The organism is Paenibacillus sp. FSL H7-0716 (assembly GCF_038002705.1).
Lineage (GTDB): Bacteria > Bacillota > Bacilli > Paenibacillales > Paenibacillaceae > Paenibacillus_AQ > Paenibacillus_AQ odorifer.
The window spans coordinates 269246-293954 of the sequence record NZ_JBBODA010000007.1 but is presented as its reverse complement, the minus strand read 5'-3'; the positions used below and the strand labels follow the sequence as shown (position 1 = coordinate 293954).

At 43.9% G+C, this 24709-nt stretch carries 22 protein-coding genes; 9 read left to right on the top strand and 13 right to left on the bottom strand.

Annotation, left to right across the window (positions count from 1 at the left end; all coding sequences use genetic code 11):
* Nucleotides 1–180 precede the first annotated feature (180 nt).
* Both MHH60_RS12525 and MHH60_RS12520 read right to left on the bottom strand, forming a co-directional pair.
* Nucleotides 181–1533 (bottom strand): sensor histidine kinase, encoded by a 1353-nt coding sequence (locus MHH60_RS12525; protein ID WP_076135384.1) that lies wholly within the window; start codon nt 1531–1533, stop codon nt 181–183.
* The gene (locus MHH60_RS12520) at nt 1511–2248 is read right to left on the bottom strand and encodes a response regulator transcription factor (protein WP_076135386.1); all 738 of its coding nucleotides are present in this window, start codon (nt 2246–2248) and stop codon (nt 1511–1513) included. The genes MHH60_RS12525 and MHH60_RS12520 overlap by 23 nt, the downstream gene beginning before the upstream one ends.
* 160 nt (nt 2249–2408) lie before the next feature.
* Here MHH60_RS12520 and MHH60_RS12515 point away from each other — a divergent pair, with 160 nt between their 5' ends.
* Nucleotides 2409–3056, top strand: coding sequence for a hypothetical protein (locus tag MHH60_RS12515; RefSeq protein WP_076135388.1), 648 nt, complete (start codon nt 2409–2411; stop codon nt 3054–3056).
* A gap of 96 nt (nt 3057–3152) precedes the next feature.
* Here MHH60_RS12515 and MHH60_RS12510 read toward each other — a convergent pair whose 3' ends face one another.
* Nucleotides 3153–4076 (bottom strand): DMT family transporter, encoded by a 924-nt coding sequence (locus MHH60_RS12510; RefSeq protein WP_036687214.1) that lies wholly within the window; start codon nt 4074–4076, stop codon nt 3153–3155.
* Nucleotides 4077–4218: 142 nt separating this feature from the next.
* On the opposite strand from MHH60_RS12510, the gene MHH60_RS12505 reads away from it, so the two are divergent.
* Nucleotides 4219–5559 carry an aminotransferase-like domain-containing protein gene (locus MHH60_RS12505; RefSeq protein ID WP_076135390.1) on the top strand — a complete coding sequence of 447 codons (1341 nt, stop codon included), beginning with the start codon at nt 4219–4221 and terminating at the stop codon, nt 5557–5559.
* 458 nt (nt 5560–6017) lie between these two features.
* Entirely contained in the window at nt 6018–6992 is a 975-nt protein-coding gene (locus MHH60_RS12500; RefSeq protein ID WP_256715119.1) for a MerR family transcriptional regulator, read from the top strand.
* Here MHH60_RS12500 and MHH60_RS12495 read toward each other — a convergent pair.
* The 7 genes from MHH60_RS12495 to MHH60_RS12465 all read right to left on the bottom strand — a co-directional run bounded on the left by MHH60_RS12495 (nt 6974) and on the right by MHH60_RS12465 (nt 15315).
* A complete protein-coding gene (locus tag MHH60_RS12495; RefSeq protein ID WP_076135394.1) occupies nt 6974–8452 on the bottom strand; it encodes an alpha/beta hydrolase in 1479 nt (492 codons plus the stop codon). The two genes, MHH60_RS12500 and MHH60_RS12495, sit on opposite strands and share 19 nt — an antisense overlap.
* A 187-nt stretch (nt 8453–8639) precedes the next feature.
* The gene (locus MHH60_RS12490) at nt 8640–9950 is read right to left on the bottom strand and encodes a 6-phospho-beta-glucosidase (protein ID WP_076135396.1); all 1311 of its coding nucleotides are present in this window, start codon (nt 9948–9950) and stop codon (nt 8640–8642) included.
* Between the two features lie 6 nt (nt 9951–9956).
* Complete coding sequence (locus MHH60_RS12485; RefSeq protein WP_076135398.1) at nt 9957–10952, bottom strand: N-acetylglucosamine kinase; 996 nt, start codon at nt 10950–10952, stop codon at nt 9957–9959.
* Nucleotides 10953–10983: 31 nt separating this feature from the next.
* A complete protein-coding gene (locus MHH60_RS12480; protein ID WP_076135400.1) occupies nt 10984–11973 on the bottom strand; it encodes a LacI family DNA-binding transcriptional regulator in 990 nt (329 codons plus the stop codon).
* A gap of 135 nt (nt 11974–12108) precedes the next feature.
* A complete protein-coding gene (locus MHH60_RS12475) occupies nt 12109–13494 on the bottom strand; it encodes an ABC transporter substrate-binding protein (RefSeq protein WP_076135402.1) in 1386 nt (461 codons plus the stop codon).
* Between the two features lie 52 nt (nt 13495–13546).
* A complete protein-coding gene (locus MHH60_RS12470) occupies nt 13547–14425 on the bottom strand; it encodes a carbohydrate ABC transporter permease (RefSeq protein WP_038568194.1) in 879 nt (292 codons plus the stop codon).
* Nucleotides 14422–15315 carry a carbohydrate ABC transporter permease gene (locus tag MHH60_RS12465; RefSeq protein ID WP_036687229.1) on the bottom strand — a complete coding sequence of 298 codons (894 nt, stop codon included), beginning with the start codon at nt 15313–15315 and terminating at the stop codon, nt 14422–14424. Before MHH60_RS12465 ends, MHH60_RS12470 begins: the two co-directional genes overlap by 4 nt.
* A 362-nt stretch (nt 15316–15677) precedes the next feature.
* Between MHH60_RS12465 and MHH60_RS12460 the strand changes: the two genes are divergently transcribed.
* Nucleotides 15678–16475, top strand: coding sequence for an ATP-grasp domain-containing protein (locus MHH60_RS12460; RefSeq protein ID WP_076135404.1), 798 nt, complete (start codon nt 15678–15680; stop codon nt 16473–16475).
* Here the strand turns inward: MHH60_RS12460 and MHH60_RS12455 are convergent.
* The 3 genes from MHH60_RS12455 to MHH60_RS12445 are packed head-to-tail and all read right to left on the bottom strand — an operon-like array spanning nt 16470 to nt 19598.
* Entirely contained in the window at nt 16470–17819 is a 1350-nt protein-coding gene (locus tag MHH60_RS12455) for a bifunctional folylpolyglutamate synthase/dihydrofolate synthase (RefSeq protein ID WP_076135406.1), read from the bottom strand. The two genes, MHH60_RS12460 and MHH60_RS12455, sit on opposite strands and share 6 nt — an antisense overlap.
* Before the next feature lie 14 nt (nt 17820–17833).
* Nucleotides 17834–18982, bottom strand: a complete 1149-nt coding sequence (locus MHH60_RS12450; protein ID WP_143766701.1) for a hypothetical protein — start codon at nt 18980–18982, stop codon at nt 17834–17836.
* Nucleotides 18948–19598 carry an N-formylglutamate amidohydrolase gene (locus tag MHH60_RS12445; RefSeq protein ID WP_076135409.1) on the bottom strand — a complete coding sequence of 217 codons (651 nt, stop codon included), beginning with the start codon at nt 19596–19598 and terminating at the stop codon, nt 18948–18950. The genes MHH60_RS12450 and MHH60_RS12445 overlap by 35 nt, the downstream gene beginning before the upstream one ends.
* Nucleotides 19599–19930: 332 nt before the next feature.
* Here MHH60_RS12445 and MHH60_RS12440 point away from each other — a divergent pair, with 332 nt between their 5' ends.
* The 5 genes from MHH60_RS12440 (at nt 19931) to MHH60_RS33260 (ending at nt 24709) form a co-directional block, all read left to right on the top strand.
* Complete coding sequence (locus MHH60_RS12440) at nt 19931–21313, top strand: ABC transporter substrate-binding protein (RefSeq protein ID WP_076107314.1); 1383 nt, start codon at nt 19931–19933, stop codon at nt 21311–21313.
* 160 nt (nt 21314–21473) lie between these two features.
* Nucleotides 21474–22316, top strand: a complete 843-nt coding sequence (locus MHH60_RS12435; protein ID WP_036687240.1) for a carbohydrate ABC transporter permease — start codon at nt 21474–21476, stop codon at nt 22314–22316.
* Nucleotides 22316–23149 (top strand): carbohydrate ABC transporter permease, encoded by an 834-nt coding sequence (locus MHH60_RS12430; RefSeq protein ID WP_076126965.1) that lies wholly within the window; start codon nt 22316–22318, stop codon nt 23147–23149. The genes MHH60_RS12435 and MHH60_RS12430 overlap by 1 nt, the downstream gene beginning before the upstream one ends.
* Before the next feature lie 164 nt (nt 23150–23313).
* On the top strand, nt 23314–24345 hold the full coding sequence (locus MHH60_RS12425; protein ID WP_076135411.1) for a LacI family DNA-binding transcriptional regulator: 1032 nt from the start codon (nt 23314–23316) through the stop codon (nt 24343–24345).
* Nucleotides 24346–24394: 49 nt separating this feature from the next.
* Entirely contained in the window at nt 24395–24709 is a 315-nt protein-coding gene (locus MHH60_RS33260; protein WP_080742665.1) for an ArsR/SmtB family transcription factor, read from the top strand.

Genomic DNA, 24709 nt, shown 5'->3' with positions numbered 1-24709 from the left:
CAACCGCCCGCCGCCCACCATCCAACCGCCCAACCCAATATCAGAGAACGCTACGCGTGGTATATAGTCATATGGCACAGTAAAATCCATTACTTTTCTTCTCAATTCCATTCCATTCCATAAAAAAGAAGCTGCCCTCAAGTAGAATTCACTACTTTTGAGACAGCCTCTTACGAATAATTATAAAGGAAACCCCATCGAGATGACCGCACCGCCATTTCTGCGGTTGCCTGCGCTGATCTGACCTCCACAACGCTCGATGATTGCGCGGGAAATAGCCAGTCCTAACCCGGATTCTCCGTCTTTTCCTTTCACAAACCGATGGAAGAGATAGGGAAGGAGATCGTCCGAAATTCCAGGGCCATCGTCACTTACGGATAACAGAGCCCGGCCCTCCTTGACCGAAACATGGATATAGATATGTTGGTTAGCGTAACGTGTTGCATTGGATACTACATTAAGAAGCGCCTGTAGCAGCTTATCCCTATCCGCGCGGATCGTAAGAGAATCTTGATGATCGTGGGAGATATGGAGGGTTAATTCTTTTTTCATCAATAGAGGGTTCATTCTTTCGATGGTTTCTGTCAGTAGATCTTTTAAACAAATTTCCGTAGGCTTGAATATATCTTCCTCGCTGTCCAGCTTCGCAAGTAAAGTCATTTCGGACACGAGCTTCTTCAAGCGGCTGCTTTCGCTCATGATAATATCTAGCCCTTTTACTACATTCTCACCTTCAAAAACACCATCCTTAATCCCTTCAGCGTAGCCGGAAATGGACATTAAGGGGGTTTTTAATTCATGAGACGCATTCTGGAAAAATTGTTTCTGCACATGGTTGAAACGATTTAATTCATCTGCCATGTCATATACCGATTGAGCGACGGATCCAAGCTCTCCACCAGCTTTAATTAATTTAACATCTGAGAAGCGGCGTTCTTTGACTTTGCGGAGTTCTTGTTGCAGCCTCATTAGAGGTTGAATCAGCTTCTTGGTGATAAATAGGCCAAATAGGAACATAAATGCTCCCGCTGCACTGAAAACGATCAGCAGTCTTTTGAGCAAAGCTTGTTCAATAGCAGTGACTGCGCTCATAGGGGTTAGTAAAGTTAGCGTGCCTATAGGTGTAGCCTTCACTTCAGTAATATACCGTGTATCTGTTCCATTCCAAATGTTCTGGAGCTCAGTGGCTTGGCCTGTGACACTCTTGGCATCGTAGTTTATTGCTATTGAACTCATCTCTGATGATGTGGACAAGACTTTTCCTGTCTCATCGCTAAGAATGGCTTCGACGCCTGCAGTGCTTAGAGAAGGTATGGTCACGGGCAGAGCTTCCAGCTGAGTGCCAATCTCCCCGATGTATTTACTTTCTTCAGTCAATGTAGCTGACATCGCCGCACCAATGGTTCTTAAATCCTCTTTTTGTGTTCCGACAAAATGGTTGAGTAGTACAAAATGGATCACGACAGCAGTAATAGATAGTAGCAATACCAATGCAATACTAAAGGCTAAATTAATCTGATGTGCTAGTTTCATTCGTATGCTCACCCCCATCTGTTCTCATGCGGTATCCGTGTCCCCATACAGCTTCAATGGGCAAATGCTCCAGTTTTTTGCGCATCCGTTTAATTAGATGATCCACGGCGCGATCACTTCCAAAATAATCGTCTCCCCATACATAGCTCAGCAGCTCATCTCTTGTAAATGCCCGGTTAGGGGCATCCGCGAATACTTTTAGCATGGTGAATTCCTTGCTGGTCAAGTCCACCTCTTCACCACACCAGAATACACGTCTTTCTTCCGGCAATAGTAGAAGCTGGTCGATTTCAAGACGGGTGGAAGTGACCTGACTGTTCAATTTTTCGGCCTGATTACTCATTTTGTACCAGCGTTGGAGCTGCCGTTTGATCCGGGCGACTAACTCACGAGGACTGAATGGCTTGACTAGATAATCGTCACTGCCAAGCTCCAATCCTAATATTTTATCCACTTCATTATCTCTTGCGGAGATCATAATGATCGGTACTTCGGCTTCGTTACGAATCCTTTTACAGAACTCATAACCATCCATGCCGGGGAGCATAACATCGAGTACCCACATATCCGGGGGGCTTGTCTGCCACAAGGTCCATGCTTCCTCAGCGCTGCCAAGGCCGATGGTGTGGTAATTTTCTTTTTGTAAATAAGCTTCAACAAGATTGCGTATATGTTCATCATCGTCGACTACGGCAATGAGGTATGGATTATTCATTTCGGGTTACCTCCAAATTATTCTCCTACAAGTATATCAATCCAGAGGTGGGTAGGGGTGGCTGCCATCGTTTTTCCACAAATTAACCAATGTTCTGCCACACCCCTTTTGTAAGCTTGGTCTTGTAAGATCATTCGAATCGACGAGGAGTGTTGTATTTATGAATCAACAGATGTTATTTAAAAAGTTAGCGTTGTCCGCCCTGCTAGTGTCCGCCGTTGCTGCACCGTCTGCAACGAACGCAGCAAGTGGAGCACAAGACGGAAACACGAAAACAACGGCCGCAGCCGTGGTTACTGCTGCCTCTAAAGGAACAATTGCCACTAAAGTAACCACTATTGAGTGGGTAGATCCCCTGGAGTTGGCTAAGACCTACGCACCTAATACCCAAGAAGACTGGAAGAACACCTTGGATCAGTATTATAAGGTTGCTGGATTTAGTGTAACCGGACTTGATGAGCTTGTGCCTGCGGAACTGGTGGAGGGAGTTCAATTATCAAAAGAAATACTATCCACCGAAGCTCTACCTGCGGGATATATTGAAGCTGGTCGTAACCTTGAAGTAGTACCTGTAGTTGATGATATGCAGGTAGATAGCAATATCGCTACTTCAATTAAAGCTGTAGACGCGACTTCAATTGCTATTTCCATTCCAGATCTTAGCGACGCGGATAAAGCTTTTTTCAAAGCCCAAGATGATCTGAATAGTGCCGCTAAATCCAAAGATGCGACTGTGATCAAGGAAGCTTTAGCTAATCTGTTGGACCAATATAAAGAGAAGATCAAGGAGCTTGGAACAGCCAAATAACGGCGATTAGCGAGGCTTGATACAGAATAGAGATACTGAAAAGGGTAAAGATAAAAGACACCTCGCGGGGTGTCTTTTTTGTATGCATATCAATCTTCACGCTTTGCCTTTGGCCCTTACTTGCTTCCGCCAGTTCACACCGATCACCCCGGCGATGATCATCACTGTACCGGTCCAATGGTACCATTCCAGTTGCTCATTCAGCAGAAGTACACCACCGAGAATAGAGACAACTGTTGAAAGACTGCCGAAAATGCTCACGCGTGAAGCCTCCATCCGTGATAAAGCATAGTTGGAGAGGAAGGAGGTCACGAGAGAGGAGAGTACGCCGAGATAGAGCATGGAGAATATAAATTTGGGCTCTTGAAAAGGTGTGAAGTACTGATCCAAGGTTCCTGCCGAACCATGCTTAATGATCGACAGTCCATTAAAAAATATAAATCCGAACAAAGTAATCATATAGGTAAGTTCTTTGGGACTCCAGGTACGTGTCAGCTTTCGAGCCGCAACATTATAACCGGCAAGGGATAAAGCTGAGATTAGGATGAGCAAGACGCCCCAAAGACTAGAAGAAGAGATACTCAAACCTGGAATGGCAAAGATAAGAATAATGCCTGCAACTGAGATTAATGTAGAGATCTTTTGGAAGCTGCTCGTGGTTTCCTTCAAGAACATCGCCGCCAAAAGGATGGTGAAGATGGGCATTGTGGCCTGAATAATACCCGCTACAGCGGAGGTTGTATACAGAAGCCCATACGCTTGAAGGGTGAAATACAACGCTGGATACATTAAAGCCAGTGGGATGATCACTGCGGCCTTGGATATTCCAAACTTCACCCGCCCCCACCCTGGAAAAGTAAATAAAGAAGCGGCAAGGAAAGATAACGTGAAGCGATGAGCTAGCGTATCAAAAGGATCCGAGACGGTTAGGGCCATTTTTACAAATATAAAGGAAAACCCGACAATAATAGCATTCAAGACAGCTGCTGCTATCGCTTTTTGAGTAGAAGATGTATTCATTAGTAAAGACCTCCAAAGTGTTGCGCGCATTTAGGTACCGGTCCTGTTCTGCTCTTTATTCTAAGGCTAGAGTAGCTGTGCTACAATGTAATTATTATTCATCTGTACCGGTACAGAATAAGCTTGGAGGAAGGTGAAAGGGATGTATAAGTATTCGGAGTTAATCAACGAGCTGGAATTACAAATCGCCGAGGATACGTATCGTGAGGGAGATAAATTACCGTCTATCCGGGAGTTGTCCTTACGTTATGGATGTAGTAAAAGTACGGTTATTCGCGCGTTACAGGATCTTCAGGACAAACATTTAATCTATGCCGCCTCAAAAAGTGGTTATTATGTCATGAAACGAAGTGGACAGCGAAAAGACGAAGGTGCATATTGGATCGATTTTACGGTGTCTGCACCCGACCCGGATATTTTTCCGTATCTGGATTTCCAACATTGTATTAATAAAGCGATTGATATGTACCGCAATGACTTGTTCATCTATGGAACGCCGCAGGGGCTTCCTTCTCTTATTCGTGAAATGCAGCGTCATCTGGCTTCTTATCAGGTATTTGCCAATCCGGATCAGATTTTTATTACCTCAGGTGTGCAGCAGGCGCTTGGCGTATTGACCCGAATTCCTTTTCCGAATGGCAGGCGGCGAGTGCTAATTGAGCAGCCGGGTTACCCGTTGTTTATGGAATATCTGAAGACGTATGGCATTGAGACAGAGGGGATAAAGCGTTCGGATGCTGGGGTTGACTTGAATGAATTAGAGCGGTTATTTAAGACAGGCCAGTTCAAGTTCTTTTATACCGTCCCGCGATTTCATAATCCGCTTGGCGTCTCCTATACCCGTACCCAGAAGAAGGCGATTGCTCAGCTAGCAGCTAAATACGATGTATACATCGTTGAAGATGACTACATGGCGGACTTGGAGCAGGATGCAAAAGAGGATCCGATCTACGCTTATGACGATGCTTCCCATGTGATCTATTTAAAAAGCTTTTCCAAAATTATATTTCCGGGTCTGCGTGTCGGTGTCGCTGTACTGCCAGCGGTCCTGTGTGACTCTTTTAACCGATTCAAAAGACTGATGGATATAGATAGCTCTATGCTGTCTCAGGCTGCCCTGGAGTTGTATCTGAAAAGCGGAATGTTCGAGCGCCACCGAAAAAAGATGCGTTCCTGCTACGAAAAAAGATCCACGCTGCTCCATGAATCGATTATGAGGGAGTTAGATACAGCGACAGCACAGCATTATTCCTACCATCCAACCGGCCAGCTTGGTGTGCATACGTATCTGAAGCTTAGTGACAGCGTAAAGACAGAACAGATGATCAAACGTCTGCAAAAAAAGTTCATTCGCATCGAAATGGCGGACAGCGGGTATTTACCCTCTTTTAATAAAGAGAAGATTCTAAAGCTCAATGTATCCAGTGTAAAAGAGCCGGATATTCGCTCTGGCATTGAACAGGTAATGCAAGAAATACGCTGAGAGCGCAGCAATAAATGAGTGGATGATAATGGTGGAAATGATGGGAGCCATCTATAATAAAAGGTCAGTAATCCCTGATTTCTCTATAAATATCCGAACACATTTTCTGGTGCAATCTTCGGCCGAGTCATGCGGACTCAGATGACGTTATTTGCTATTTTTTAGCCTTTGGAGCAGAGTTTCGGACCCCAGCGCCGCTATTCAAGTAGAAAGTGGTCATATTGAGTGGTGTTGACGCTAACAACGGCAATGGGGTCCGATAGCACTCTAAAAGTGGGAAAAAGCCGCTTTTAAGGTCAGCTGTGTCCGTTATCGAATTGGCTAAGTACAAATTACCAAGATGCTTTATCCATCTTTGCTTGGGTAGCGAGTATCAGCAACAAGAAAATTGAAAGTTATCGTTCCTTTCGGTACAATCCATTCCAACATCGTATGATTCCATCAAAAAGGGTGATCACTTGCGTAAAGATACCAAAACCATCGGCGAGGTGGCTAAGCTGCTGGGCACAACTATTAAAACCGTTCGTTATTATGACGATATCGATCTATTGAAACCATCCAGCCACAGCGAAGGCGGACACCGTTTATATACTCCTGAAGATATTTCCCGCCTGCGGCTGATCACAACGTTACGTTATTTGGACTTCGGCATTGACGAGATTCGCCAAGTTATCGCTGGAGAAATCCAGCTCACTACAGCACTCAACTGGCAGATTGAAGCATTGGAGACCCAGGTCAGTACGCTGACCAATATGATTTCGATTCTGCGTCAAGCCCAAGAGCATGTCTCAACAGGTGATTCCATGGATTACATGAATGAGCTGGTGGACTCTTTGTCCATGAATGCTGATAAGCGAACCCAGTTCATCTCCAGTAAAATAGAAGAAATACAGCCGCTCGGTCAATTGCCGTCCGAATGGCGGGATACCTTTTTATATTTGTTCAATAAATATATTATGAATGAAGTCAAAGTGACAGCCGCGCAAACCGTAGCTTGGAACGAACTACAAGCACTTATGAACGATACACAGTACATGGAAGAGCTTGTCCGATTTGAGTTGCCTTTTTTCAATATGGTTAGACATCCCCGCGTTCCCGCTGCGGTTTGGATTCGAACGCTGGAGAATATCCGAATTCGGGTGGAAGCAGCCTTGCAACAAAAACTATCAGCAGACAGTGCTGTTGTACAGGCAATTGTTGAAGATTTTGTGATGATGTATGCAGGTCCAGAGCAGTTCCGCGATAAAGCTGCCTTTTTCCGCCAATATGCTCATTTGATGCAAACTGCTGTTACCGAACGGATAGAACGCTTTAATAAACTATGCTTGCTCCTCAATCCCAAATGGGATGTTATTGTTAGAGGCAACGCCTTGCTGATGGAAGGGCTAGAATGGAAGCTTGTGCAGGAGAATTCTCATTCCGCACCTTGTTGAAGTGTAGACTTCGGATGGTCTCCTAGGTTGTTATTCAAATATTGCAAGGGCTGTCCTTTTAAATAATGGTCAAAAAAATCCAGCGTATACTCATTAATCAGCTCATGTGTTCCGCGCACATCCACATGTTCCATCCATTCAAACAAGGGGGTAAGCAGATATAGATCTGAGAAGCTCATGTGCTTGCTTTGTTTGAAAGTCAGCCAATAGTTCCCGCCTGCAGTTACTGGCTCATACCGGGCGAATAGCTCATTATAGTAGGCTGTAATCTCTTTCCTATCCGTCCGTAGTGCGGCGATTTCAGCATCGCTGGTTTGGTCTACTCCTTTTAAGGTGTCATCGGCACTCATGAGCAGAAAAGGTTTCTTCAAGCCGTCTGCAGGAATCCGCTTTTCACCGTAAAGCACCCCATCCATATCAATGCCTGCTTGAATTCTTTGATCCTCTATCAGCATCTGCACCGTTGTGGCTCCCCCAAAGGAATGACCGAACATTCCCATATGTTCAAGATCAATCCGGCCTGTAAACAGACCACTAGGATCGTCCGCAGATAAGGCCTCCATTTGATCCAGCACAAACTTAGCATCTTCTACCCAGACTTCATTACGCCGATCCATAAAAGAATACTTCATTTGCTCATAGCCTGTTTTTCCTTCTGAATCAAACGTTACCACAGACTTGTCTGGAAATACCGAAGCTACGCTGCTATAAGCATGTTCAATCCCTACGACAATATAGCCGTGGCTTACCAATTGCTCGACTTGATAGGTGTTCTGATTTTTGTAGCCCATAAATCCATGCGAGAAAAGAAGCACCGGATATTTAGTTTCCGTATCTGCCAAACCGGCATTCGCAATAGCGTGGGTGTTGGCCAGTTTTAATCCTGAGAATAAAAACTCCGGCAATTGTAAAAATTCATGTAGTCCTTCTACATACGGAGTCGGATCAGATAAATATGGCGCTGGGCTCCCTGTAGCCTCCGAACTTGCTGGATACCAGATTTGCACCATTAATTCACGGGAGTCACCGGATGTTTCCGTAAACTTTTCTTCCCGTGCAGAATCGGTCCAATGGTAGGTGACGGTTCCTATCTTGTAAGGACCTGTGGGCTCCGCAAAAGAAAATACAGGGAACAGGAGGGGCAAAGCAATGGAAATGGCAGCATAAACCGCCCCAACTCCAGTCAGCACTAGTGTTTTCCAACGCCGTTGCGGTTTTCTTGCTGCCTTTGCTGCGGATCGGAAGAAAAGTCTTGTTCCGCCCACGATTGCCCACAGTGTGATCAGATACACTGGAATCATTGGCCACCGCAACCCTTCCACGAATGCATGGATAAGCAGTAAAGCAGCAGAAATCCCGCCGCCGATCAGCCACCCGCGCTGTGTTTGGGGCCGTCCTAAGGTTAGCCATCCCAACAACAATACATTAAATAAGACAAGTGTGATTTCAAGTAATCTCATAATCTATAATCCTCCTTGGTTTTCTTCTCTGGCTGCCGACCTGAATCCAAGTATAAAACCTCCTGTTAGGGGAGAATCAATGCTCGCTGGGACTTCACTATATTTAGAGGATTATTTAAGGCTTATAACAGCAAAAAAAGAGACCGGGTTCGGTCTCTTTTAGTTATTTCTCGATAGGAGGTGTGAATTAATTCGCAAAAAAGTTCGGCAGGAACTCTTTATTAGCTTCCAGCATTTCGTCCAGAATCCGAATCGCTACGTCCACGGACGGAACAAGCGGGTGATGTGCGAGCGCCTGAAGGGCAAGGGCGCGGTCTCCGGTTACAGCGGCGTCAATCGCCAGCTGTTCATAGGTTTTGACAGCATGAATGAGTCCTTTAGCCATGGTTGGAATTTTGGTCAGTGGCAGAGGTAGCGGGCCGTTTTTGGTGACCACGCAGTTCACTTCAATGCTGGCGTCATCTGGCAGGAAGTCCAATATGCCGCGGTTGGCGACATTTAGGGTCTGAATGTCGTTTGATCCGTTATGGAGCGATCTCATGAGGTTAACAGCTGCTTCTGAGTAAAAAGCACCGCCGCGCTGTTCCAACTGCTTCGGCTTCTCGCTTAGCTCTAGATTGCCATAAAGCTCGAAGAGCTCTTCTTCTACACGTTTGACGACTTCAGCACGGTTAATGCCTTGTTTATGGGATTCCATCTGCTCTTCGAGCATGGCATCGGTCATATAGAAATATTTTAAATAGTATGAGGGCAGTGCATGAAGGGATTGCAGGAATTCCGGGTTCCATTCTCTTGCCGGTACGTTCTTAGCGCTGTAGCTGGTTGTATCTGCAAGCATATCATCCAGCTTGTCTTCACCTTCAACATCGATACGAGTAATCCAGTGCAAGTGGTTAAGGCCCACAAATTCGGCATATACGCGGTCTGCTGCTACATTATATTTGGCAGAGACTTGCTTGATCAGGCCGATAGGTGCGTTGCACAGGCCAATACTTTTTACCTTAGAATATTTCAGAACGGCTTCGGTGACCATCCCAGCAGGATTAGTGAAATTGAGCAGCCATGCGGTGGGAGCCAATTCCTCGATATCACGGCATACATCCAGAATAACAGGGATGGTGCGCAGTGCTTTCATCATTCCCCCAGGACCTGTTGTTTCTTGGCCAATAACGCCATATTTGAGTGGAATCGACTCATCACGAGCACGGGCATCAAGCATGCCGACACGCATTTGGGTGCTGACGAAGTCGGCGCCTTCGATCGCTTTACGGCGGTCTGTTGTCAGATGAACCTCAATCGGAAGGCCGGATTTTTCCACCATACGTTTTGCCAAGTTACCTACAATATTCAGCTTGCGAAGACCAGGCTCAATATCTACAAGCCATAATTCGCGCACGGGAAGTTCTTTATAGTGAAGAATGAATCCCTCTACTAATTCTGGGGTATACGAAGAACCTCCACCGATAACTGCAATCTTTAATCCTTGGTTAGCTGCCAAGATTAATCACTCCTGTCTTGTAGTTTGTTTGATCGATTCATAATCCTGAAAATTCCGCATTTTCTCATATACTTCACTACTAAGGGTCAACCCATCTTGATCCATAGCTGACCATACTGCACCGACTACAGGCTCTGTGGCAAGGGTAACCACGGTTGCCTGAGGGGCTGCAGCGTGTACAGCTTTCTCGATAGGCTGGCGAATCCAACCGCGATCCCCTCGGGTTAGCAGACTTCCTGCCAGCACCACATCGAAGGTCTCCTGCTCCATGCCTAGCTTGTGAATGATAGCTGCCGCAGACTTACCTAGTTCAACCCCTTGCCGATGTAAAATCTCCAACGCTACGGCATCTCCTTCAGCTGCTGCTTCAAAGAGCAGGCGAGCAACATTAACGGGGACTTTTTTCCAATGATCGAGGAAATCGTGAAACATATGCCCAACTTCCTCATAACCTAGCATTTTTAGCAGTAAGCCTGTTAATAAGGTGGGCTGTTCCCGGCCGTCCCAAGCTCGGATAACGGAACGAAATACCTCTATATTGAGTGCGCCACCCCCGCCGAAATCACCATACATATAGTCGAAGCCGCCGCATTGATAATGCTCTCCCTGCAGGTTTCTGCCTGCTGAATTGGTGCCGGTGCCGCAGATGAGCGCGACACCATATGGGCGATTCGTTCCTGCGCGTAGACCGATCATAGTGTCACAGTTAATGGTGTATTTGGTGAATCCTATCTGGCGTATCATCGGATGGAGAATAGCATAGTCGGCTTCGCGATCAGCACCGGCAAGTCCGAGATAGGTATGCTGGATGTCTTCCAACCGGAGTCCGGCTTCAGCCAGCGCCCCGAATGTGGCCTCTTGAATACTGTTGGCGGCCTCAAGGGCGCCTGTCTGGTGGTTGCCGTTACCGCTCTTGCCTTTGCCAAGAACATTGCCATGTTCATCGCTTAGCAGAGCATAGGTTTTCGTGCCTCCCCCATCGATCCCCAAGTAGTAAGTCAATGGTCGTCACTCCTAGTGTATAAAATTTAATCTACTCAGCTCCGGTAGATTCACGTACGATAAGTTCAGGATCAATCCGCATCCCGGCTCCACGTTTCATCTTTCCGGAGATGCGTTTGAGCAGCATATCCGCGGCTGCCAGCCCGATTTTGTCCGCTGGCTGACGTATTGTTGTCAGATGTGGATGAAGCTGTGAAGCAATATAATGATCGTCATAGCCGACCACTGCCACTTCTTCGGGTACCTGAATGCCCGCTTCCATCAGGGCATTGATAACTCCAAGCGCGATATTGTCATCCCCGGCGAAGACGGCGGTGGGCAGCTTTCCTTCCTTCAGCCAACGTTTGCAGGTATCGTATCCCATCCCAATATCGAAATCACCAGGCACGATCTCAAAGGGGTCCAGCCCTTGTTCCTGAAGCGCCTGTAGGAATCCACTGCGCCGCTCCCGCGTACTCCGGAACATTTCCTGACCGCAGAGATGAGCGATTGAAGTATGTCCCAGCTCCAGCAGATGACGCGTAGCTGCGTATCCCCCTTTGAAGTTGTCGATCGTGATGGAGTAGGTATCATTTTCGGGCTTCTGATTATCTATCAGCACATAAGGGATACCCCGCCGTTTTAACTCCACAATATAATTGTCCTCTTCCATCGGAGAGAGCAGAATTAAGCCGTCTACACGATCCTCCTGAATTAAATAATGGCTGTCATCCGATTCGATGCCTGTTGAGATAGATATGGCTAAAAAATAACCATGCATCGCTAATATTTCATTCAGCTCTTTGACCACTGCGTCAAAAAAGGAATCTTGCAGGGTAGTGACAATAATGCCGATAATTCCCGTCTTACCGCTTGCCAGACTGCGTGCCGCAGCATTAGGGCGGTAATCCAGCTCTTTAATTGCCTCCAGCACCTTTTGGCGATTATTCTCGCGCACCGATTCGGCCCCATTTAACACACGGGATACGGTTACAACGGATAATCCGGATTTTTTGGCTACATCAAAAATACTCACTTTCATCTTTAATTCTCCTCACGGCAGATTTTCCGATCCTGTTTTCTACTTTCAGTATACAGGGTTGGCAGACTGTCCGCTAAACGTATGATTTCACGCAGGTATACCGTCCCTAAAGGGGGCGGTATACCTGCCAAACAGTTATCGCTGAATGATCTCTGTAACCTTCTTCTGAATCGTCGCCATCACCTCTTCAACCGTCTTATGTCCAGTTTCTACTGGCTGCAATTCATTAATGAACATGTCATTAATTTGCGAGTAGTTGGTGATTAAGTGGTTATAGGATTCGAAGCCGTAGTTAACAGCACCCTCGTAGACATTTTTGATATCCTGTGGATCGATACCGTCAAAATGTTTATAGTAAGCTTCTGCAGCTTCGGTGTTGACTGGTGGGTTACCACCACTAAGCTCAATGGATTTCTCTTGCACTTCGCTTGTAATCAGGTATTTGATCCATTCAAAAGCTTCCTTCGGATGTTTGGAGTCCTTCAAGATCAGCAGCGGATCGACATAAAGGGTGCTGCGTACCTTATCGTTGCCTCCCCATGGCACAGCGGCAACGCCGATTTTGAAGGGGAAGTCATTTGCGCCTGCAAGGTTCCATGAGCCTCCGATAGACATGCCGATTTTACCAGCAACAAAGGGATCGCCGTTCTGTCCAGCTACGCTTTTGCTCCATTCGGAAGAAGGAGAGACTTTATCCTTAAAGACAAGATCAAAAAGCTTGTTGTAGACAGCGATCACCTCGGGGGAGTCAAAATAAGTCTCGGAAGGCACGCCGCCATTAGTCCATGTATCTTCTGAGTAAGGCTCCGCTCCAAAATATAATGGCCGCATATCGCGTTCGGACCAAGTGAAGTCTACGCCATATTGAGTTTTGGCAATATCATCGGATACAAGCGTCATTTGTTTAGCTTCGTCGACCATTTTTTCAAACGTCCAGCTCTTATCTTCATAATCGCTTGTTGGATAAGTCAGTTTGGCGGCATCAAACATGTCTTTGTTATAGAGCATTAAGGTGACATACATATTGACCGGGATGCCGTAAGTGTGATCTTTAACCTTGTAGATGCCCATCAGATTCTCTGGGATGCTGTAATCCTCTGCCTTGAAACCATCCTCTTTCATAAGGTCGGTCATATCGAGCAACATACCCTTATTGTAGTATTCTGCGAAACCTCCATACCCCCAGTGACTTGTCACGTCGGGCGATTTGCCGCCGGCAATTAGCGTTTGCAGCTTGCTGTCGAACTGCTCATATGGCGCTTTTTCCACTTTCACTTTAATATTCGGATGCTGCTTCTCGAAATCAGGGATTAACTTTTCGACAAATGTGCGGTCTTCTGAATCTATTGTGTAATGGGTAATCGTTACCGTTTCTGCTTTGCCTCCAGAATTAGTAGAGCTACCGTCTCCTTCAGATAGGGCGTTACCCGCCGATTTGCCCCCGCTACAGCCTGATAAGGCTAGAACAACGAGCATGGTTGCTGCAAGTAAAAGTGCAATACTTTTCCTGTTCTTGTTCATTAGCTAAACCCTCCATGATTTCAAGTATATTTGGCCGCCTTATGGCGGATTATTACTTAATCCCTGTAAGTACAATCCCTTCGACGAACTGTTTCTGGGCTACAGCAAACAGCGTAACGATTGGGACCATAGCTAGAACCGAAGCAACCATTAGCAGATGCCAAGGTGGAATGCGGAACCTCGATGAGGTAAGAGAAGCCATCCCGACGGGTAGCGTGAACTTATCTGATGAGCTTAAGTAAAGCACTGGCGTAAGCAGATCATTCCAGTTGTAGATAAAAGCAAAGATAGCTACGGTTGCAAGTGCAGGTTTGGAGAGTGGGATTGCTATGGTAGCCCACATCCGTATTTCGCCACAGCCATCAATGCGTCCCGCATCAAACAGCTCTTCAGGCAATGTGGAGAAGAATTGGCGCAGCAGAAAAATATTATAGGCTGAGCCGAAGAAAGCAGGCACGATCAAGGGTAAAAAGGTATCGATCCAATTCATTTGCGAAAAGAGTACAAATTGCGGAATCATAATGGCTGGATAAGGTAACATCATGGTGCTAAGCAGCAGGATGAACCACACCTGATTACCTGTACCTCTGAATCTGGCGAATCCATAGGCGACTAGCGCCGAAGAAATCAAGGTTCCCACAACACTAAAGCCGGCGATAATCAGACTGTTTTTATAAAGTGTACCGAACTGCAGAGTATCAAATATTTCTGTGTAATTGCTCCACTGCCAGCTCTCCGGAAGAAAGGTGGGTGGGAACTTCAGCATCTCACGTTTGGACTTAAGTGAAGTGGAGACCATGAAGAACAAAGGAAGCAGCATCAGAAATGTTGTAACTACTAAAGTGATAAAGCTGAAAATCTTAACAGGCTCGGCTTTCCGGCGGCGTTTTGTTCCTTTAGTCCGGGGGCTTAGCGCTCTGACTGTACTCATTTGCGTCCGCCTCCTTCATAGTGAACATAACGGTTAGACAATTTCATAATTAGTGCGGTGCACAGCATAACTACGATAAGGAGCACCCATGCCAAGGCTGAGGAATAACCGGCACGATATTCTTTGAAAGCGCTGGTGTAGAGATTATAGACATAGAACCAGGTAGAGTAATTCGGCCCCCCTTGAGTCATGACAAAAGCTTGGGTAAAGACTTGAAAGGAATCGATCAGTCCCATAATTAGTTGAAAGAGCAACACGGGGGAGATCATCGGTAAGGTAATGTTCAGGAAGATTCTGAAGCGCCCTGCACCGTCAAGGTTAGCGGCTTCGATCAAGCTTGCCGGTACGCCTTGCAGACCTGCGAGGAATAAAATCATTCCTGAACCTGCTGTCCAGAAGGTCATGATGATCAAGGCATATAGCGCAGTGTCTGGGTTCATCAGCCAAGCCGGTCCATGAATACCGAACCAGGAAAGGATGTAATTGAAGAGCCCGATCTGCGGGTTGAAGATCCAGTACCACAGCAGGGACATGGCCACGCCGGATACCATGCTTGGAAAATACATTGCTGTTCTGAAAAAGCCGCGTAGAGGAATGGTCTGGTGGAGCAATAGCGCAAAGCCAAGACCGAGCGCAAGCTGGATAGGTACACCGATGAAGGTATATCTCAACGTGACAACCACCGATTTCCAGAACAGGTCATTGTGAAACATCTCTGTGTAGTTAGCGAGCCCGATAAATTTAGGTGGGTGTATGATGTCATAATCAGTAAAGCTGAAGTAAAGCGATGATAAGATAGGATACAGGGCGAATACTAGGAAGCCGATAATCCAAGGAGAAATGAACAGATACATGTAGAACGTCTGCCGCCTGTTCTCGCGATTGATCATGACACACCAACCTCTCGTTTTAAAAGTATAAGCGCTTTAACTTTTGATCATACTAACACTATTAATTAGCAATAATAGTAGGTGAAAAGTTATTAAAGTTTAACCGCTTTAACTTTTTGATTCGCTTTAATAAGCTTATCATAGAGGATGATCACTAAATAATCAACACTTATTTTAACTATAAAAGCGCTATCAGTCATTAAACGTAACATATATTCTGCGATTTTTGTGAAAAACGGACCTAAAACAAGATTGGAGGGATGAATGTGTTAACTATTATAACGTAATATTATTATTTTTTATTAATATTTCTCATGCTATGATTAGGTTTGGTCATATTTTGTTAGAAATGAGGAAACTGAATGACGACTAGACCTTACTTAAAAATGATCCAGCATTCTGTTACAGCCTCAGGGATTGGCTTTGAGGAAATTACACCGAATTTCGTATATAGAGCGACAGATGGAGTGAAATCATTTGTGATGGTAGACGCTGAAATCGGACTAAATAACAGTGCTTCTACGATCATTGCCATGAGTAAATCTCTAACTTATGATGTTTTGCATAAGGCGAATATCCCAGCCGTAGAACATATTTATTTGCCGCATCCAGGCTCCAAATTTAGCAATTTGAATCCATATCCATTGGCTGAGCGTTATTTCCAAGCGTGCAATGGGGAGGTAGTTATGAAGCAGGATAACGGGGCGCAGGGAAATCATGTGTACAAAATCAATGAGATAGCCGATCTGCATGAAAAGCTGGATTTATTATTTTCTTTACAGCTTAATGGGGCAATAGGTCCTTATTATGAAGCGGAGATTGAGTATAGAATTGTAACTTTTAATTATCAGGCTCGTGTATTCCTTGGCAAAAAAAGAGTTCGTTCGTGGAAGCATAATTTGATTAACGGGGCTGTTACGATTGAGGTGAAAGATCAGGCCAAACAAGAGGCACTAGCGAAGCTGGCCTCCCGGACCTCTAAAGCGCTGGGCCTTGATTTCTGCTCAGTAGATATCTTAGAGACAAATCAAGGCTTGATGGTGATCGAAGTCAACCATAAGGTAATGTTAGATGAATATTGCAAGCAAAATCCAAGTGAAGTACCTGGCCTCTCAGACCTTTACAGGGAAGTTATTCTTCAGCGTATGAATCAGTTATAAGCCGATATTCAGCAGCGATTGTCCGAATAATCTTTTGGTATTTCCGATTAGAGTTTGCGTACCCACGATTACAATAATCTCCGAAGGTGATTGTTCTTTAACATACGTAAGAGCATCCTCTAAACAAGGGAATTCAGAACTTTTTTCGAGAAAACTTTTAGCGGCAAGCAGAGCATCTGTAGGGAAAATTAGGTGGCTTATATCGGGTTTGGTTACGATTAGTTGATCCGAGACTGTGCTCATGACTTCGATGACCCCTGTGTAATCTTTATCCTTAGGGACACCGATGATGGATGTGACGGTACGGCTGCGCTCAAGATTCACTAATTGAATAAGTTCAGCCAGGTAGCTTGCAGAATCTCTATGAATAGCTCCGTCAATAATCGTCAGCGGGTCATGACAGATAACTTCACAACGGCCCGGCCATTGTAATTGTTTAAAACAGTGGTGTACGATCTCCTGATCCAAGGGTCCCCCTGTAATCTCTTCACAAAGTGACACTGCACTGGCAGCATTGACCGCTTGAAACTGTCCCAATAGCGGGAGGGTCAAGGCTGGATAAAAGGCTTGCTTCGTCCGGACATCAAAAGTAGTTCCGATAGAAGTGGTTGTGATAGATTCAGCTAGAAACTGTTCTTCATAATATTGTACAGGGTTGGAGGAAAGGTTGTCCTTCATGATCGCAAGAACGTCGGATTTCTGTTTGCTAACATAGACGTTTGTTGTGTTGTTTTTGATAATCCCCAGCTTGTGTAATGTAATGCTGTTCAGATCAGGTCCCAAATGGGCTACATGCTCTTCCATAATCGGGGTAATGACAGCCCAGTCATTGCTCAGGACATTGGTGTCATCAAACCTTCCTCCTCTACCGCATTCAATCACATTGATATCTGTACCCTTCTCTTTAAAGTACAAAGCTGCAATAGCCAAAGCAACCCCAACCGGACCTTGATATTCGTCAGCAGCAAGCTGCTCCTCAAGCTGGTGGAAGCCCCTGTGAATTACATTACCTAATCGTACAAAATCTTCAGTGGCTATTGCCTGCCCATTGATCCGGATTCTTTCGTTGAAATCTACCAGGTGAGGGGAGGTGAATAATCCCACTTTATATCCCAAGTGACTTAGCAGAGAGGAAATAAATCTAGAGGTGGAGCCTTTACCTTTACTGCCGGTGACCAGTATGTATTTTTGATTACGATCCGGACTTCCAACTGCATCCAGTAATGCTCTGGTGAACTCCGGTTTTCTAACTTCTTCATCCAAAGTCTCTGTAATGTTGTTAATGGCCCTTAGGTAAGAGCTGTAGATCATATCTTCTACTTGGGATTGTGAAGTGAATTCCACGGAAATCCCTCCATTTAATTAATTTTGGCGCGTTCCTCAGATAGTGTTGTGTAGATGATAATCGGAAGTAACACAAGAGAAATGATGACGGTCAGAGCGATGCTCCAGTTCAAATCTTTATATAGCTGTACTATGGTGAACAACAAAGCGATAACAGGTAAGACCAGTTTGTTTAAGTGCTTTAGGAATAAGGAGTACATACTTCTTTTTACGGTAACTGATGTGCCGATGCTTGGGATTTCTAACTCGTTACGCGATAAGGCGGTGATCCCGATAAATAAGTGGCTGTCGATAAATTTAAGTTGCTCATTATCCGCATGTAGCTTGACCGACTGGGCAATATGCTCCGTATCGATGTCTAAGATGGGGATGGTGATTTGTTTTGAATTATAGGTGATCACGATCTGATCTGTTTCTTCCATGCCTAGCAGTTTTCTAACATTCGGATGAATTCTGCATAAATTCTGGTGCTCATCAAAAGGGTAAGGATGGCCCACTCTGAGGGTGAGCTCTCTTTTGCCAATAAAAAAGTTCCCTAATGCACTTAAGGACCGTTGGATCAGTTGATTTATAAGTTTATGTATGCCTGGCTTGGGTTGAGAACGCGTCCTAGCGCGAGTAATGATTAATGGGTCATGCCCCTCGGAATGGGTTTCCAGCAATAACATGATGTATCTGTTGAAGTAAAGGGTATTCGGTTTGGCTGTGCTATCTTCTCGTAAAGTTAGGTTTACCCGGAAGCCATTTTTGGGATTGATAAGTTCTACTTGATTCGTATATTTACGGACGAGTGCTGGACAGGCTTTTACATAGGGTTTAGCAATCTCGTCCACTTTAGGAATTCCCCGAAGAACTGTGTCGTATTCTGGCTTCGTTATAGTTAATCCTGCAGTGAGGCAGTCCCCAAGCTTGTCCTTTGCCCGCTTGGATAATTGGATTGAACCTCTTGGCACCTCATCTGCCGATAAAATTAAACAGCTGACTTTCACACCATTCTCTGCTGTAAGATCAACGAAGATATGCTGGACTAAACCTAATTCCTTTAACTCTTCAGAGTTCATTGTGATTTCTTCACGAGGCTGAAGGCTTTGTTTGTCTAGAATAGTAAAGGTTTGCTCGATAATAATGTCAGACACCGCCCAATAGTTTAATGATTTGTTCAAGGGAATGAATGGTTTTTTGGAATAAATCAAACGCATTCGGGTTACGATAATTTCGATTAATTTCAATTTGAATACTTTGAACTAACAATTCTTTAGCGCAATATGAAGTAATCGTTCCAGGATGGGATGCGGAAAATGTATGATTTTGTCGAACTTTGGTAATACCATTATTGTTAAAGATGCCTACGACGTCATTTAAATTATTTTCTCGTATAGAGGTTCCGTACAGAGTCCCTAGATCAATATCAAACTCTCGAAGTTTGGAAGCCCCGTGCAGATCGATCACAAACTGAATGCGATGTTCTTTGACAAGCGCTCGTAGCGCAGCCTTATATTCTCCGCCTAAGATGTAATTTGGGTCTTCTTTGGAGAAGCTATTTGAATAAATACAGTAGCAATTAGTGAGCTTTTGTAACAAGAGGGCAAGGGAGCCTGTATACATGTCAGCTGGTTTTACAGCATGTTCTCGAAAATGGTTAATGGCATGTGGAGCTGAGACAAGTACAGGAAGGGAGCCTTCTACAATTGAGTAGGAGGGATCTACCCCGATATCGCCAAAATAATTATTATTGGAGAATTGTAGCTCATACTGTTCGATCAGAGATAAAATATGCAATCACCTATTCATAGTTATTTAATGGGTCTTAACCATTAGTATGTCCTAAGCATTCACCATTCATGAATAAGGATGATCCTATTATAACGCTTGCAAGGTTTGCCGTGGGCAGTTTTTCCATAAAATGATTCTAAAAGATTGGCTATTGAAAAGTTCAAAATGGTGTGCTAATATTTCAATTGAAAACGTTACCGATAAGGATACCGATAAGGATACCAAAAAGTGGGCTGGGGATTACTTAAGCAAATGAAAACGCTGACATAATTTTCACTAACAGCATCGGAACGTCTTCATGCGAGGTAATCTAATAAAAAGTACGAGGGGGAAGAAGAATGAAGAATATCAAAAAATATTTAGGGCTCATGTTAGTAATGTCTATGGTTGTTGTCTTAGCGGCAGGATGTGGGAATAAAGAAAATAATTCTGCATCCAATGATGGAAACGCTACATCTGGTAAAAAAGGGTCAGTTTATTTCTTGAACTTCAAACCTGAGATTGCAGAAATATATGAAAAGATCGCTAAGGATTACGAAGCAGAAACAGGAGTTAAGGTAAAAGTTGTAACAGCTGCTGCGGGTACTTACGAAACTAAATTGAAATCCGAAATCTCCAAGTCTGAAGCGCCAACTATTTTCCAAATTAACGGACCTGTTGGTTTTCAATCCTGGAAAGACTACACCTTGGATTTGAAAGATACTAAGCTTTACAGCTATCTGTCCGACAAAAGCTTGGCTGTAACTGAAGGTGAAGGTGTGTATGGTATCCCTTACGTAGTTGAAGGATACGGCATCATCTACAACGACGCAATTATGAAGAAATACTTCGCTTTGGCTGATAAAGCGGTATCGATCTCCTCCACAACTGAGATCAATAACTTCGACACTTTGAAAGCAGTAGTAGAAGATATGACGGCTAAAAAAGACCAACTGGGCATTAAAGGTGTATTCGCCTCCACTTCCCTCGCTGCTGGTGAGCAATGGAGATGGCAGACTCACCTTGCAAACTTGCCGCTGTATTATGAATTCAAAGACAATACTGAGTTTGATAACACCGTTCTTGCGGGTCTAGCTTCTAAAGAAGTTGAATTCAAATACAACGATAAATTTAAAAACATCTTCGATCTGTATATCAAGAACTCTGTAACTAAAGAATCCTTGCTGGGTAGTAAATCCGTAGCTGACTCCATGGCTGAATTTGCACTTGGTAACGCAGCTATGGTTCAAAATGGTAACTGGGCTTGGTCACAAATCAACGATGTTGACGGTAACGTAGTTAAAGCTGAAGAAATCAAATTCTTGCCTATTTATACAGGTATGGAAGGCGAAGAAAAACAAGGTCTGGCTGTAGGTACAGAAAACTATTTCGCAATCAACAGCAAAGTATCTGCTGAGAACCAACAAGCTTCTATCGCTTTCTTGGAATGGTTGTTCTCCAGTGAAAAAGGTAAAGCTTATGTAACTAACGATCTGGGTTTCATCGCTCCATTCAATACCTTTAAAGACAGTGAAAAACCAGCAGACCCACTTGCTAAAGAAGTATCTGCTTGGATGGAAAAAGATCTTACTTCTGTAGCTTGGACATTCGCAGCATTCCCAAGTGAAGAATTCAAAAACGTTTTTGGTGATGCCCTCTTGCAATACGCTCAAGGAAACAAAACTTGGGATGAAGTCGTAACCATCTTCAAGGACACTTGGAAGGCTGAAAAAGCAAAATAATAAATGCATGGAAAGATGCTTGAATAACACTCAGTTGTCATACAGATAAAAGCTTAGTGCCACTGGGCTCCCTCGGGATTCAGTGGCACTAAGCAACAATTGGAGTGGATCTTGCTACATCTGTTTCATCATTTTCCATACTGAGATAGGAGAAGACTCCATGGAAAAATCGATAAAAAAATATTTTGCTCTTTTTGCATTACCGACCATAATAGCCTTTGGAATTGCCTTTGTGATCCCTTTTCTGTTGGGTATATATTTGTCTTTTACAGAGTTTACTACAGTCAATGATGCAACATGGATAGGGTTTGGCAATTACGCTAAAGCTTTTTCGAATCAAGAGTTTCTAAATGCATTAGGTTTCACTGTTAAATTCACAGTTTTATCTGTTCTTACTATTAATGTGTTCGCCTTCATCTTGGCGATGTTGTTAACTAGAAAGCTAAAAGGTACCAACGTATTTAGAACGATCTTCTTTATGCCTAACTTGATAGGCGGTATCGTATTAGGATACATCTGGCAGTTGATTTTTAATGGGATTTTGTACAAATTCGGTGTCACTTTGACCTCTGATGCAACGTATGGATTTTGGGGACTAATCGTTCTTATGAATTGGCAATTGATAGGGTACATGATGATTATCTATGTTGCAGGTATTCAGAATGTTCCTAAAGATATAGTAGAAGCCGCAAGAATTGATGGAGCTTCACGTTCTAAGATTTTGCGTAATGTGACTATTCCACTCGTAATGCCGTCCATTACTATTTGTTTATTCTTAACCTTATCCAATTCATTTAAATTGTTTGACCAGAACTTAGCGTTAACCGCTGGTGCTCCTTCTAAGCAGACCTCCATGTTAGCACTGGACATCTACAATACATTCTACGGAAAATCAGGATGGGAAGGTGTCGGTCAAGCGAAAGCCGTCGTATTCTTTGCTTTAGTAGCCTTAATCGCCTTAATACAACTTGTCATTACTAGAAGAAAGGAGGTTGAGAACTAATGCAAAAGACTAGAGCAAAAGATTACTCCATATTCACCATTTTGTTGGTCTTGGCCATTGCGTTCTTATCTCCTATTTTTATTGTTCTGATGAACTCCTTCAAGGGTAAGTTCTACATTAGTGATACGCCGTTCTTATTCCCTAATGAGACTACATTTGTTGGTTTAAAGAACTATACTAGTGGTGCAGCAAAGATTGATTTCTTCAGTGCCTTCGGAATGTCCTTGTTTATCACGGTATGCTCGGTGGCTGTGATCGTGTTATTTACTTCCATGACTGCATGGTACATTACCCGGGTGAAGTCCAAATTCACAGGTATGATGTATTATGCGTTTGTATTCTCGATGATCGTGCCTTTCCAAATGGTTATGTTCACAATGACTAAGACTGCAAACGTGCTGCATCTCGACAATCCGATTGGGATTATCTTAATCTATTTAGGGTTTGGATCAGGGCTGTCTGTGTTTATGTTTAGTGGATTTGTGAAGTCTATCCCGCTTGAAGTTGAAGAAGCGGTAATGATTGATGGCTGTAATCCACCTCAGGCCTTCTTTAAAGTGGTATTGCCCATCCTGAAACCTATTGCTGTAACTGTAGCTATCCTTAATGTAATGTGGGTATGGAACGACTTCCTATTGCCAGACCTGCTGATTGGTACAGAGTATAAAACGATTCCTATTGCGATCCAGTACTTAAAAGGTGGATACGGATCGATTGACATGGGAGCTATGATGGCGATGCTGGTCTTAGCTATTGTGCCAATCATCATTTTCTACCTGACTTGTCAAAAGTACATCATCGAAGGTGTCGTTGCAGGTGCGGTTAAGGGTTAAGCTTGATCTACCTCGTTAAATAAATTAATATTCATGTAAGAAGCGAGTAGGGTGTTTTTCTTGATGGGTGACCATCAGGAATCCCCTGCTTTCTTATTTTGACTATGAAGTTGAATAAGGATTAAGGAGTTTGATAGATACTAACAAGTAAAGGATAGATAGAAATGGAGAGACTGACTATTATAGACATCGCCAAATTATGCGGTGTTGGCGTGACTACTGTATCAAGGGCTATTAACAATCATCCGGATATTAACGAAGAAACAAAAGCTATGGTTATGAGGGTTATCAAGGAAAATCATTATGTCCCGAACAACAGTGCAAGAAATTTAAAACGTTCTGATTCGAAAACGATTGCAGTATTGATTAAAGGGATATCCAATCCATTTTTTAGCCCGATGATCAAAGTGTTCGAAAAAGAGATCCAACGCAAGAAATACTCCTTCATCCTACAACGAGTTGATGAGAATCAAGATGAGATCGAAGTGGCAATTGAGTTGGAGAAAGAAAAACGGTTGAAGGGAATTGTCTTTTTAGGAGGGCTATTCTCACACTCTCAAGAGAAATTACAGCAATTAACGGTTCCATTTGTCCTTAGTACGATTGGGATGACGGAAGAGTTTGATTTGAGCGACTATTCTTCTGTATCTGTCGATGACTTTAATGAGAGTTATAAAATTGTCGACTATTTATGTAATCAGGGGCATGAGAAAATTGCGGTCATTACTGCACCAGAAGAAGATGTAAGTATCGGTAAGTTAAGATATGAAGGTTATAAAAAGGCTTTAGCTGATCATGGAATCACTTATAATGAACGGTTAGTGCGGCGGATGAAAGAAGATATCGACAGTTACAGCATGGAGAATGGGTATGCGGTTACAAAAGAATTGCTAGAGTTAGGAGAAGAGTTCACCGCTATTTTCACCTTATCAGATAGTATGGCTATCGGCGCCTGTAAGGCGATATTTGAAGCGGGCAAGCGAGTCCCGGAAGATTACTCTGTGGCTGGTTATGACGGACTGGATATTTCTTTCTATTATAATCCTTCTATTACTACCATCAAGCAGCCGGTAGTGGAGATTGCGGAAGCAACGATTAAGATTCTTTTTGATCTCATCAATAAGAAGGTTAATCATGCGCATCAGATTTTTCCGGCAGAATTAATTGTTAGAGAATCTACGAGGTCTTTATTGTAGTTTCAACAAGTGAGTATGTTTAAGTTTATTTACGAATCGGGGTGGGGAGATAGAACCGCAAGAGATTAAACCTAACGATATCAACAGCATCACACGGTTTCTCACCGCATTTGGTGATCCTACTCGGATTCGGATTGTTACGTTATTAGGGAATAAAGGTCGGCTGAATGTTGGGGAAATTGCAGGTGAATTCGAAATAAGCAGGCCAGCGATTTCACATCATCTCAAAATCCTACGGGATGCCCGCATTGTTGACCATAAAAAGAGAGGCCAGGAAGTCTATTACTGGCTGGCGCGTGAACGGCTAGCAACAAACTTTAGGGCGCTTGCTGATTTGGCAACGTCGTTTAATCATGGGGACTAA